This is a genomic window from Modestobacter sp. URMC 112 (assembly GCF_053502575.1).
Genome location: NZ_CP199957.1, coordinates 1,034,944 through 1,047,495 on the forward strand (window position 1 = coordinate 1,034,944; position 12,552 = coordinate 1,047,495).

8 protein-coding genes are annotated in these 12,552 nt (G+C 77.5%); 5 read left to right on the plus strand and 3 right to left on the minus strand.

Features of this window, described 5'->3' with window-relative positions; all coding sequences use genetic code 11:
- Positions 1-19 precede the first annotated feature (19 nt).
- Together ACWIX6_RS04985 and ACWIX6_RS04990 are read left to right on the plus strand one after the other, a co-directional pair.
- The gene (locus ACWIX6_RS04985; RefSeq protein WP_448615739.1) at positions 20-3,292 is read left to right on the plus strand and encodes an ATP-dependent helicase; all 3,273 of its coding nucleotides are present in this window, start codon (positions 20-22) and stop codon (positions 3,290-3,292) included.
- A gap of 116 nt (positions 3,293-3,408) precedes the next feature.
- The gene (locus ACWIX6_RS04990; RefSeq protein WP_448615740.1) at positions 3,409-6,684 is read left to right on the plus strand and encodes an ATP-dependent helicase; all 3,276 of its coding nucleotides are present in this window, start codon (positions 3,409-3,411) and stop codon (positions 6,682-6,684) included.
- Positions 6,685-6,690: 6 nt separating this feature from the next.
- Here ACWIX6_RS04990 and ACWIX6_RS04995 read toward each other — a convergent pair whose 3' ends face one another.
- The 3 genes from ACWIX6_RS04995 to ACWIX6_RS05005 all read right to left on the minus strand — a co-directional run bounded on the left by ACWIX6_RS04995 (position 6,691) and on the right by ACWIX6_RS05005 (position 9,121).
- Positions 6,691-7,500, minus strand: a complete 810-nt coding sequence (locus ACWIX6_RS04995; protein WP_448615741.1) for a DUF2182 domain-containing protein — start codon at positions 7,498-7,500, stop codon at positions 6,691-6,693.
- 15 nt (positions 7,501-7,515) lie between these two features.
- Positions 7,516-8,118 carry a DUF1326 domain-containing protein gene (locus tag ACWIX6_RS05000; protein ID WP_448615742.1) on the minus strand — a complete coding sequence of 201 codons (603 nt, stop codon included), beginning with the start codon at positions 8,116-8,118 and terminating at the stop codon, positions 7,516-7,518.
- 154 nt (positions 8,119-8,272) lie between these two features.
- Positions 8,273-9,121, minus strand: coding sequence for an alpha/beta fold hydrolase (locus ACWIX6_RS05005; protein WP_448615743.1), 849 nt, complete (start codon positions 9,119-9,121; stop codon positions 8,273-8,275).
- A gap of 53 nt (positions 9,122-9,174) precedes the next feature.
- Here ACWIX6_RS05005 and ACWIX6_RS05010 point away from each other — a divergent pair, with 53 nt between their 5' ends.
- Genes ACWIX6_RS05010 through ACWIX6_RS05020 form a run of 3 tightly spaced genes read left to right on the plus strand, consistent with a single transcriptional unit; the run spans position 9,175 to position 12,549 of the window.
- Positions 9,175-10,590 carry a dipeptidase gene (locus ACWIX6_RS05010; protein ID WP_448615744.1) on the plus strand — a complete coding sequence of 472 codons (1,416 nt, stop codon included), beginning with the start codon at positions 9,175-9,177 and terminating at the stop codon, positions 10,588-10,590.
- Positions 10,591-10,594: 4 nt separating this feature from the next.
- Positions 10,595-11,584: a protein kinase domain-containing protein gene (locus tag ACWIX6_RS05015; protein ID WP_448615745.1), complete on the plus strand. Its 990-nt coding sequence runs from the start codon at positions 10,595-10,597 to the stop codon at positions 11,582-11,584.
- A gap of 53 nt (positions 11,585-11,637) precedes the next feature.
- Positions 11,638-12,549: a DUF2510 domain-containing protein gene (locus tag ACWIX6_RS05020; protein WP_448615746.1), complete on the plus strand. Its 912-nt coding sequence runs from the start codon at positions 11,638-11,640 to the stop codon at positions 12,547-12,549.
- Positions 12,550-12,552 lie beyond the last annotated feature (3 nt).

Below are 12,552 nucleotides of genomic sequence, written 5' to 3' on the forward strand. Positions count from 1 at the left end.
CCCGTGGTCTCATCGAGGGGTGCGGGGGGAGACAGCAGTCGCAGTCGCAGAGCTCACCGGTGCTCCGGCGCCGGTCTACCGGCTCGTCCAGCCGGAGGTGGCCCCGCGGGTCCGCCCGCGGCTCGACCCGACGCAGCAGGCGGTGGTCGACCACCCGGGCGGTCCGCTGCTGGTGCTCGCCGGCCCGGGCACCGGCAAGACGACGACGATCGTGGAGGCGGTGGCCGCCCGCATCGAGGCCGGCGCCGACCCCGAGCGACTGCTGGTGCTGACCTTCAGCCGCAAGGCCGCCGCCGAGCTGCGCACCCGGATCACCGCCCGCGTCGGGCGCACCATCCGCGAGCCGGTCGCCCGCACCTTCCACTCCTACGCCTTCGGCGTGCTGCGCCGGGCGGCCGTGCTGCGCGGAGAGCCTGCTCCGCGGCTGCTCACCGCCGCGGAGCAGGACGCGGTCGTCGCCGAGCTGCTGCGCGGCGACGCGGACGAGGACGGCGTCCGCTGGCCCGACGAGCTGTCCGCCGCCCTGGGCACCGACGGGTTCCGCGACGAGCTGCGCGAACTGCTGCTGCGGGCCACCGAGCGGGGCGTCGACGCCCGCCGGCTGGCCGCGTGGGGCGCGGAGCGCGGCCTGCCCCACTGGGAGGCCGCGGCCCGCTTCGCCGACCAGTACGCCGGCGTCACCGCCTTCGCCACCGCGGCGCGGGGCGGGGCCAGCGGCTACGACCCCGCCGAGCTGGTCCGGGCGGCCATCGACGAGCTCCGCGACGACCCGGCGCTGCTCCGCTTCGAGCGGGAACGCGCCGCCTGGCTGTTCGTCGACGAGTACCAGGACACCGACCCCGCCCAGGTGGAGCTGCTCGAGCTGCTGGCCGGCGGTGGTGGGGACCTGGTCGTGGTGGGCGACCCGGACCAGGCCATCTACGCCTTCCGGGGCGCCGAGCCGCGCGGCATCCTCGAGTTCGGTGACCGGTTCCGGCACCGGGACGGCCGCCCGGCCGACCGGTTGTCCCTCGGGGTGTGCCGCCGGTCGGGAGCCGACCTGCTGGCGGTCGGCCGCCGGGTCGCCGAGGGCCTGCCCGGCCCCTGGGAGCACCGCCGGCTGGTGCCGGGCGAGGGGACCGAGCAAGGGTCGGCGGAGGTGCACGTCTTCGACTCCGCGGCCGTGGAGGCCGCGTTCCTCGCCGACACCATGCGCCGGGCGCACCTGCTCGACGGCGTGCCGTGGTCGCAGATGGCGGTCGTGGTCCGGTCGGCGTCGGCCGGGCTCGCCCCGGTCCGCCGGGCGCTCACCCAGGCCGGGGTGCCGGTCGCCGTCTCCGCCGACGACGTCGGCCTGGCCGGGCAGCCGGCGGTGCAGCCGCTGCTCGCCGCGGTGGACGCCCTGCTCCCCCCGCGGGACCGGGGCGGGCGGGCGCCGGGGGCTCCCGACGACGTCCGCTCCGGCACCGCCGGGCTCGAGGCCGGCCTGGACGAGCCGGGCGCCGAGGCGCTGCTCGCCTCCCCGCTGGGCGGCGCCACCGTGCTGGACCTGCGCCGGCTGCGTCGCGCGGTCCGCCGGGCCACCGCGGCCCGCGGCGAGGACCCAGCCGTGCGCGCCGCTCCGCTGGCCGCGCTGCTGGCCGACGCAGCCCTGCTCGAGGCGGTGCCCGAGCACGTCGCGCGTCCCGCGGCCCGGGCGGTGCGGGTGCTCGACGCCGGCCGGCTGTCGCTGGCCGGCGGCGGCAGCGCCGAGGACGTGCTCTGGGCGATGTGGCAGGCCAGCGGGCTGGGCCCGCGCTGGGCCCGGGCCAGCGCCGCCGGAGGCCAGACCGGCGCGGTCGCCGACCGGGACCTGGACGCCGTGGTGGCGCTCTTCGACGCCGCCGCCGGCTTCGTCGACCGGCTCCCGCACGCCGAGGTCGCCGCCTTCGTGGACCACCTGGCCGCCCAGCAGCTGCCAGGGGACACCGGTGCCGCCCGCGCCGCGGTCGAGGACACCGTGCGGCTGCTCACCGCGCACGCGGCCAAGGGCCTGGAGTGGGACCTGGTCTGCGTGGCCGGTGTGCAGGAGGGGCTGTGGCCCGACCTGCGCAGCCGGGCCAGCCTGCTGGGGGCGGAGGACCTGGTCGAGGCGGCGGCGGGCACCGACGCGGCCACGCTGGACCGGCGCACGCTGGCCCTGGCCGAGGAGCGCCGGTTGTTCTACGTCGCCTGCACCCGCGCCCGCCGACGGCTGGTGGTCACCGCCGTCGACGGGGCACTCGACGGCGGGGACGCCGGTGCCACGGCGTCCCGGTTCCTGGACCTGGTCGCCCCCGCACGGGTCGACGGCGCCGACGGAGCGCGGCCGCACACCGCGCTGCCCCGCCAGCTCACGTTGCCCGCCCTGGTCGCGGAGCTCCGGCGGCACGTCACCGATCCGCACACCCCCGCCGCGCGTCGGGCCGGCGCCGCGGCCGTGCTGCGCCGGCTGGCCGACGAGCGGGTGCCCGGGGCCGCGCCGGCGAGCTGGTGGGGGCTGGCGCCGCTGTCCGAGGAGGGCCCGCTGGTGGACCCCGACGACGTCGTCCCGGTGCGGCCCTCGGCGATCGACACGTTCCAGCGCTGCCCGCTGCGGTGGGTGCTGGGTGCCGTCGGCGCCGAGGCCGCGCCCGAGGCCACCCGGACGGTGGGCTCGGCGGTGCACGACGTGGCGCAGCAGGTGGCCGAGGGGCTGGCGCCGGCCGACGCCCCTGCGGCGCTGGACGCCGAGCTCGACGGCCTCGACCTGGGGCCGGGCTGGTTCGACCAGCGGCAGCGGGACCGCGCCCAGGAGATGCTCGCCAAGTTCCTCGCCTGGCACCGGCGCGCCGACCGGGAGCTGGTCGCCGCGGAGGAGGACTTCGACGTGGTGGTCGGCCGGGCGCGCCTGCGCGGCCAGGTCGACCGGCTGGAGCGGGACTCGGAGGGCCGGCTGGTCGTCGTCGACCTGAAGACCGGCAAGACCGCGCCCCGCGCGGTGGAGGAGCACGGTCAGCTGGCCGCCTACCAGCTCGCGGTGGCCGAGGGCGCCTTCGGGCAGCACGGCAGCGTGGCCGGCGGGGCCGCCCTGCTCCAGGTGGGCGGCAGCCAGAAGGCCGCCAAGGAACACGCGCAGCCGCCACTGCCGGCCGACGTGCCGCCGCACGAGACCTGGGCCGGCGAGCTGCTCGCCGAGGTCGGGGACGGCATGGGCGCCGGCACCTTCCTGGCCCGCACCGACGTCGACTGCGAGCGCTGCTCGTTCCGGCGCAGCTGCCCGGTGCAGGAGTCCGGCCGGCAGGTGACCCGATGACCGCCGGCGGTGGTGCTGCTTCGTCTGCGGGGTCTAGGCCTCGTCCCGGCTTCCCTCGCGAGCGTGCGAGCGGAGGGGAGGACGAGGTCCTTCAGCTCGCCTTCGACCTGCCGGGGATGGTCCTCCCGGCCGCGCCGGCCCTGCCGCGGCTGCTCAGCCCCGCCGAGGTCGCGGCCCGCTGCGGGCTGACGTACGCCCCCTCCGACGAGCAGGCCGACGTGGTGCGCGCCCCGGTGGACCGGCCGCTGGTCGTCGTCGCCGGCGCCGGCTCGGGCAAGACCGAGACGATGGCCGCCCGGGTCGCCTGGCTGGTCGCCAACCAGCTGGTGGCGCCCGAGGCCGTGCTCGGGCTGACCTTCACCCGCAAGGCCGCCAGTGAGCTCAACGCCCGGGTGCGACTCCGTCTGGGAGCGCTGGCCGAGCACCCCGACACCGACCCGGCGCTGCGCGAGCGCCTGGCCGTGGCCGCGCCCACGGTGGCCACCTACCACGGCTACGCCGCGGCGATCGTCGCCGAGCACGGGCTCCGGATCGGGGTGGAGCCCGGCGCGGGCGTGCTGGGCCCGGCCATGTGCTGGGGACAGGCGGCGACCGTCGTGGCCGGGCACACCGGGGACATGAGCGACGTCGCGCTGGGCCTGGTGACCACCACGGAGGACGTCCTCCAGCTGGCCGCCGAGCTGGGGGAGCACGACATCAGCCCGGCGGCGCTGCGGGCCTGGACCACCCGGCTGGAGCAGCAGGTGGCCGGCTACCCCGACGCCGGACGCAAGAAGGGCGTCTACAAGGACGTCAGCGACATGCTCGCCCGGCAGCGTGCCCGGGTGGCGCTGCTGCCGATGGTCGAGGCGTTCGAGGCCCGCAAGCGGGCGGCCGGGTCCATCGACTACGCCGACCAGGTCGCCTTCGCCGCCAAGGTCGCCGTCACCTCCCCCGAGGTGGGCCGGCGGGAGCGGGCCCGCTGGCGCGTGGTCCTGCTCGACGAGTACCAGGACACCAGCGTCGGGCAGCTGCGGATGCTGGAGGCGCTGTTCGGCGGGCCGGGCGGGCACCCGGTGCTCGCGGTCGGCGACCCCCGGCAGTCCATCTACGGGTGGCGCGGGGCGTCGGCCGGCACCATCGAGCGGTTCGGCCGGACCTTCCCCGGCACCCCGGACCGGCAGTTCCAGCGGCTCACCCTGTCCACCAGCTGGCGCAACGACCGTGCGGTGCTGGCCGTGGCCAACACCGTGGCCGGCGCGCTGCCCCCGCCCGCCCCGGACCAGCCGCTGCCCGACCTCACGCCCGCTCCGGTCGCCGGCCCGGGCGAGGTGCGCTGCGGCCTCTACGGGACGGTCGCGGAGGAGACCGAGGCGCTGGCCGACCAGCTGGCCGCGGCCTGGCAGGGGCCCGGCGGCGCGGCGGCGCGGCCGACGGTCGCCGTGCTCGCGCGGCGCCGGGCGCAGCTGCCCGGGATCGCCGCCGCGCTCCGGGCCCGCGGGGTGCCCGTGGAGGTGGTGGGCCTCGGTGGGCTGCTCGACGTGCCGGAGGTGTCCGACGTCGTCGCCACGCTCCGGGTGCTGGTGGACCCGACCGCCGGGGACGCGCTCGGCCGGCTGCTCACCGGCGCCCGCTGGCGGATCGGGCCCCGCGACCTGGCCGCGCTGGAGGGCCGCGCCCGGGCGCTGGTCCGGGAACGGCGGTCGGTCGCGGGCCCGACCGCGCAGGACGAGGGGGCGCCGGTCCCCCCGGCCGCGCGGGAACGCGGCAGCATCGTCGAGGCGCTCGACGACCTCGGCCGGCCCGAGGCCTACTCGGCGGAGGGCCACCGCCGGCTGCGCCGGCTCGGCGCGGAGCTGGCCTCGCTGCGCTCCCGGCTGGGCGAGTCGCTGCCCGACCTGGTCGACGAGGTGGCCCGCGCGCTGGGGCTGGAGACCGAGCTGGCCAGCCACCCCGACGCGACCCCCGGTGGCGCCCGCGCGCACCTGGACGCGCTGCACGAGGTGGCCGCCGAGTTCTCCGAGCTGGCGGAGCTGCCCTCCCTGCCGGCGTTCCTCGGCTACCTCGCCGACGCTGAGGTGCGTGAGCGCGGCCTGGAGCCGGGGGAGGTGGCGGTCAACCCGGAGGCGGTGCAGCTGCTGACCGGGCACTCGGCCAAGGGCCTGGAGTGGGACGTCGTCGCCGTCCCCGGCATGACCGTCGGGCAGTTCCCCGCCCGCACCGACGCCGCCGACTCGTGGATCCGCGACCCGGGCGCGGTGCCCGCCGAGCTGCGGGCCACCGACCGGGCCGAGCTGCCCGCCCTGCGGCTGCCGGTGCCCGGGTCCGGCGACCAGGCCGCGGTCCGGAGCGCGCTGGAGGACTACGTCGCGGAGTGGAAGGACTTCGGGCTGGCCGAGGAGGTGCGCCTGGGCTACGTGGCGGTCACCCGGGCCAAGCATCTGCTGATCTGCTCGGGCAGCTGGTGGCGCGACGGCAAGAGCGTGTGCGGCCCCTCCTCGCTGTTGCTGGCCGTGCGGGACGCCTGCGAGCGAGGGGCCGGCGTGGTCCAGGCCTGGGCGCCGGCCCCCGAGGACGGCGCCGGCAACCCGGCGCTGGCCGAGTGGCCGATCGGGGTGTGGCCGGCCGACCCGCTGTCCTCCGGCCGGCGCCGCGCACTGACCGCGGCAGCCGAGCTGGTCGCCGCCTCGCAGCCGCACCCGCTCACCGAGGCCGCCCTGGGCGCCACCGACGACCCGCTCATCGCCTCCTGGGTCCGCGACGCCGACCTGCTGCTGCGGGAGCGGGCGGAGCACAGCCGCGGGACCGTCGACGTCCCGCTGCCGGCACACCTGTCGGTCTCCGCGCTGGTGGCGCTGCGCCGCGACCCCGGGGAGCTGGCCCGGCGGCTGCGCCGGCCGATGCCCGCCGCCCCGGCGCCGCTGGCCAGACGTGGCACGGCCTTCCACGCCTGGCTGGAGGAGCGCTTCGGCGCCTCGCGGCTGATCGACCTCGACGAGCTGCCGGGTTCCGGCGACGCCCAGGCCGCCCCCGACGCCGCGCTCGGCGCGCTGCAGGCCGCGTTCCTGGCCAGTCCCTGGGCCGACCGCCAGCCGGTGGACGTGGAGGCGCCGTTCGAGACCCCGCTGGGCCCACTCACCCTCCGCGGGCGGATCGACGCGGTCTACGGCACGCCCGACGGCGGCTACGAGGTCATCGACTGGAAGACCGGCCCGGTGCCCGGTCCCGCGGACCTCGCCGCGGCCGGCGTGCAGCTCGCGGCCTACCGGCTGGGCTGGGCGCGGCTGACCGGTGTCCCGGTGGAGCGCGTCAGTGCCGGGTTCCACCACGTCGCCGCCGGCGTCACCCTGCGCCCCGTCGACCTGCTCGACGAGGCCGGCCTGCTCGCCCTGGTCACCGGAGCCGAGCGGTGACCGGCGTCAGGAGCCCATCCCCGGCATCTCCGGCCCGGCGCCGGGGACGGTGAGACCGGGGATCGCGTCGGGCGCGATCAGCAGCCAGAGGCCGAGCACGAACAGCAGCGCCGCCGTGCCGTAGGTCGCCGCCCGTCGCGCCGGGACGGTCTTCTCCACCGCGATCAGTCCGGCGACCAGCGCCATCCACACCACGCTCATCACCCCCAGCGCGAACAGCGAGGCCATCAGCGCCCAGCAGCAGCCGACGCACCACGCGCCGTTGCGCGCCCCCATCCGCAGCGCGCCCGACCAGCCGTCCCGCCAGCCACCCAGCAGCAGACCCAGGGGGCTGCGGCACCGGCGCAGGCAGACGTCCTTGAGCGGGGTCAGCTCGTACCCCGCCGCGACCAGCAGGGTGCCCGCGGTGACCCACCGGCCGCCCTGTGCCCACCCGAGCGGGTCGCCCGGCAGTTGCGCTGCGGCAGCGCCGATCGCGAAGGCCAGCAGTCCGGCCCCGGCCCACGTGGCCAGGTAGCCGCCGGTGAACACCAGCGGCAGCACCGGGGACCGCTTCCGGGTCATCCGGGCGTAGAGCGCCACCGTCGGGGCGACCGACGGGAACATCATCGCGGCCATCATCACGACCCAGACCAGGAGGAACCCGCCCAGCGTCCCGAGCGCGGTCCAGGGGCCCTGGTCCATGCCCCGCATCTGCCCGGCCGTCCACCACCAGCCGAGCCCGGCGAGGACGAACAGCGCCGCGACCAGTCCCAGGCGCACGCGCGCGGCCGCGAAGGCGGCGGCCAGGTCGTCGGTGCGAGCCAGGCGCTGCACGGCGCGGCCCGGTGGTCAGGCGGACCAGGAGAAGTCGGCGGTGGACAGCCCGGTCCTGCCCTCGTACCGTATGCCGAAGGCGTCGATCCGGGACCGCCGCGCCTCGGCCATGGTCAGGTCCGACGCCACCGGGTGGAACATGCCGGCGAACCGCACGGGCTCACCGGTCTCCACACCGAAGGGCACGATGTCCTCGATCTCGAAGTCGATCGCGTCCCCGACCCGGACGCTGTGCCGCAGCCCGTCGTCGACCAGCTCGATCGCCGCCCGCTCCATCCCGACCACCTCGCCGACGAGCGGGGCCAGCCCGGCCATCGGCCCGCCGAGCTGCCCGCCGAAGACCTGCGCGAGCTTCTCGAACTGCTCGTCGGTGGCCTCCTCGTCGACGAACATCCCGAGCCGCCAGTTGCCGTCGGTCATGACCTTGGGTGTGTCGATGATCGTGACCACGCGGCGGCCGCTGACGTCGGTGCCGTCGACCTGGCCGTCCCGGATGGTGAAGGCCAGGGTCGCCCGGCAGTAGTCGTAGGTGGCGCCGTGGTCGAAGGAGAGGTTGCAGGGGCACATCAGCTCGCAGGAACACGTCTCCGCGTAACTGCCCCTCAGGTTCCACGACATGGCCGGGCTCCCTCCGCGAGGCGTCGAGTGTCGACCCGGTTCGTGACCAGCGGCAATGCCCGGCCCGGCGCCGTCCGTCGTGTCGCGACAGCGCGGTGACGGGGCGCTGCCGGTGGTCAGCTCGGCGGCGCGGGCAGCGCGGCGGCGGGCCCGGTCACCGGGCCGCCGCCACCCGGTCGAGCACCGCCCGGGCGAGCTGGTCCGGTGCCTGCTCGGGGACCCAGTGGGTGACCCCGGCCAGCTCCACGAACCGGTAGTCGCCGGTGACCTGGTCGGCGCAGGCCTCGGCCGCCGTCCGGCCGATGGCAACGTCGCCGTCGCTCCACACGAACGTCGTCGGCACCTCGACCGGGTCGACCGGCGGCGCGGCGCCCATCGCCCGGTACCAGTTCAGCGCCGCGGTGAGCGCGCCCGGCGCGGACAGCTGGGCCACGTACACGTCCACCGCCTCCGCCGGGACGCCGCTGCCGGGCGCGTCCAGCAGCCGCCGCAGCCGCCGGGCGCCGTCGGCCATCAGCACCTCCTCCGCCCTGCCCTCCTGCCGGAACAGCCGGAAGTAGCCCGACCGCTCCCGCTGCTCCGGGTCGGCGCGGTAGGCCAGCGTGAAGGCGGTCGGGTGCGGCACCGAGACCGCGGTCAGCGTGCGCACCCGGTCGGGGTGCCAGGCGGCCAGGCCCCAGGCCACGTTGGCGCCCCAGTCGTGCCCGACGACGTGTGCCGCCGGCACGTCGAGCGCGGTCATCAGGTCCGCGGTGACCTGCACCAGGTTGGTCAGGGCGTACGCGTCGACCTCCAGCGGCCGGGCGCCGGGGGAGTAGCCGAGCTGGTCGGGCGCGTAGGTGCGCAGCCCCGCCTGCGCCAGCAGCGGCGTCACCGCCGACCAGCTCAGCGAGGTCTCCGGGAAGCCGTGCAGCAGCAGCACCGGCGGGCCGTCCTCCGGGCCGTCGGTCCGCACGTCGAAGGCGAGGTCACCGACGTCCACCTGCTGCATGCCCACGGCCACCCCGGCAACCTAGCCCGCCGGGCGGTGCGGGGCCGCGGGATACGGTGCCGGCCGTGAGCAGCGCCGAACGCGACCACGTCACCGCCCACCTCGACGACCTGCACGCCGACCTCGAGGCGTGGCTGCGGATCCCGTCCATCTCGGCCGACCCCGCCCACGCGGGCGACGTCGCCGCCAGCGCCGAGTGGCTGGCCGAGGCGCTGCGCCGCACCGGTTTCCCGACCGTGGAGGTCTGGCCGACCGCCGGCGCGCCGGCCGTCTACGCCGAGTGGCCCTCCGCGGACGCCGGCGCCCCGGTCGCGCTGGTCTACGGCCACCACGACGTGCAGCCGGTCGACCCGCTGGAGCTGTGGGAGCACCCGCCCTTCGAGCCCACCCGGGTGGAGGGCCCCGACGGCCCGGAGCTGCACGCCCGCGGCGCCATCGACGACAAGGGCAACGTCGCCTTCCACCTGCTCGGCATGCGTGCCCACCTGGCCGCCACCGGCCGGGACACCCCCGCGGTGACCGTCAAGCTGATCGTCGAGGGCGAGGAGGAGTCCGGGTCGCCGCACTTCCCCGACCTGCTCCGCGAGCACGCCGACCGGCTGCGCTGCGACGTCGTCGTGGTCAGCGACACCGGCATGGCCGCTCCTGACGTGCCCAGCGTCGTCACCGCGATGCGCGGCCTCGCCGACGCCGAGGTCACCCTGCGCGGCCCCGCGGTCGACCTGCACTCGGGCTCCTTCGGCGGCGCGGTGCCCAACCCGCTGCACGCGCTGGCCGACCTGGTCGCCAGCCTGCACGACGCCGAGGGCCGGGTCACGCTGCCCGGGTTCTACGACCGGGTCCGGCCGCTCACCGACCGCGAGCGCGACCTGATGGGCCGGGTGCCCTTCGACGAGCAGGCCTGGCTGGCCGGGCCGGCGGCCTCCCGGGTCGCCGCCGGCGAGGCGGGGTTCACCACCCTCGAGCGGGTCGGTGCCCGGCCCACCGCCGAGGTCAACGGGATGTGGGGCGGCTACACCGGCCCCGGCCACAAGACGATCGTGCCGGCCGAGGCGCACGCCAAGATCACCTTCCGGCTGGTCGCCGACCAGCAGCCCGCCGACCTCGCCGAGCAGGTGCGCGCCTGGGTCACGGCCAACGTCCCCGCCGGCATCGAGGCCGACGTGCACGTGCCGGCCGGTGGCGTCGCCCCGTGCGCCAGCGACCTGGACTCCCCGGCCATGGACGCCCTGCTGCGCGCGATCGCGCAGGCCTTCGACACCACGCCCGACCAGGTGCTGTTCACCCGGGAGGGCGGCAGCGGACCGGAGGCCGACCTGGCCGGCGTGCTCGGCGCGCCGCTGGTCTTCCTGGGCGCGGGGCTCCCCACCGACCGCATCCACTCGCCGAACGAGCGGGTGCTGCTCCCGATGCTCTACCGCGGGGCCGAGGCCGCTGCCCATCTGTGGCGGGAACTGGCCACCGTCCCCTTCCCGCGCTGAGCCGGTGACCGACCCGGCGCCCGGGAACGGGCCGGACCGCCCCACCTTCGGCCGCTACCGGCTGGCCGAGCCGCTGGCCGGGCCCGGCACCCAGCTGCTGCGCGCACACGACGTCGAGGACGGGCGGGACGTCACCCTGCGCGTCCTGCCCGTCGAGGAGCCGGGGGAGGGCCGGCGCGAGCGGTTCCTGCGGGAGATGCCGGTCGTCCGCCGGCTGACCGAGCCGCACCTGGTGCCGGTGCTGCGCTACGGCGAGGTCGGCGGCCGGCTGTTCGTGGCCATGCCGCTCGTGCAGGGGGAGCACCTGTCCGCGGTGCTCGCCCGCACCGGGCCGCTGGACCCCGCGCGCGCCGTCGACCTGGTGGGGCAGCTCGCCCGGGCGCTGGACGCCGCGCACGCCGCGGGGCTGGTGCACGGGGACGTCTCCTCGTCCAGCGTGCTGGTGGCGGCGCGGGCGGACGGACGCGACGTCGCGGACTCCGCGGCCGGTGAGGACGCCGTCCTGCTGGCCGACCTCGGGGTCGCCCCGGCGCCGGGGCAGGGGCCCACCGGTCCACCGTCGTCCGCGGGCGCGACGCCGGACGCCGGCATCGACGTGCAGGGGCTCGCCGGCCTGCTCTACGAGCTGCTCACCGGTCGCCGTCCCGCTGCGGCGCCGGGGCCGCCGTCGGTGCTGCGCCCGGGCCTGCCGCCCGAGCTCGACGCCGTCGTCCTGCGCGGCCTGGCCGAGGACCCCGGGCAGCGGTGGAGGTCCGCCGGGGGGATGGCCGCCGGCGCCCGCGCCGCACTGGCCCTCGGCGGGGTGGAGGTCTCCCGGCCGGCCGAGCTGCCGGGCAGCGGCCCGGCGACGGACCCGGCCGGACCGTCGCGCACCCGCCGGCCCGCCGGCGCGGCCTCCGTCGGAGCCGCCGTGCTGGCCGTCCTCGGCATCGCCGCGCTGGCGCGCCGACGCCGCACGGGCAGCCGCCGACGGGGTGGGCGCCGCCTACGCTGAAGGAGCGGAGCAGGTCGGGACACCGGGCCGGCGAGCGCCGGCGAGGAGGGCAGATGACGGACGTCGGCTGGGGGCAGGCGCGCGGGCCCGTCACCGCCCCGCCCGGCTGGTACCCCGACCCCGACGGCGCCGTCGGGCTCGCCCGCTGGTGGGACGGCGCCTCCTGGTCCGACGTGACCACGCCGGTCGGCCCCGGCGTGGCCGTCGGCGAACCGTTCGAGGCCCCGGCGCAGCCGGCACCGCCCGTCGACGGGGACCTGGACAGCGGGTCCCCGGACCGCCCGCCCCGCTCCCGCCGCACCACGCTGCTCATCGGCGCCAGCGGGCTCGCCCTGCTGGTCGTCGTCCTGCTCGTGCTCGTGGCCGTGCTCGGCGGCAGCCCCGACCCCGAGGACGACGCCCCCGTCGCGCTGCCCCCGACCGCCGCCGGCCCGGAGTTCCCGCCCGGGACGGTGCGCATCGTCGACCCCGCCGCCGGCATCTCCTACCCCTTCCTCGGCGACGGCTGGTACGAGTTCGACCTCAGCCCGCAGACCGAGACCGCCAGCGTGGCCGGCCAGTACTTCGTCACCCAGGACGACCTGCCCGACAGCACCGGGCCGTTCATCGCCCAGTGCACCTCCGGGCCGGTCGTCGAGGGGTACGGCTGGGCCGGTCCGGACAGCCTCGAGGCGACGGCCACCGCGCTCGCCGACAGCGTCCGCGGCAACTACTACCCGGCGCCCAACGAGCGCACGGTGCGCCGGTCCGAGGCGGTCACCGTCGACGGCGCCGCGGCGTGGGTGGTCGAGTTCGACCTCTCCTGGGAGGTCAGCGGGTACGACGCGAGCGGCGAACGGGCCGCCCTGCTGCTCGTGGACGTCGGCCGGCCCGCTCCCGCCCTGCTCTACGTGTCGATACCGAACACGCACGCCGAGCTGTACGGCGTGATCGACCGGGTGCTCGGCGACGTCGAGGTGCTGTGACAT

Coding starts and splice junctions, on each gene's coding strand:
- ACWIX6_RS05000 (WP_448615742.1), bottom strand. CDS start 8,118: ATGTCGTGGAACCTGAGGGGCAGTTACGCGGAGACGTGTTCCTGCGAG.
- ACWIX6_RS04990 (WP_448615740.1), top strand. CDS start 3,409: ATGGTCCTCCCGGCCGCGCCGGCCCTGCCGCGGCTGCTCAGCCCCGCC.
- ACWIX6_RS05020 (WP_448615746.1), top strand. CDS start 11,638: ATGACGGACGTCGGCTGGGGGCAGGCGCGCGGGCCCGTCACCGCCCCG.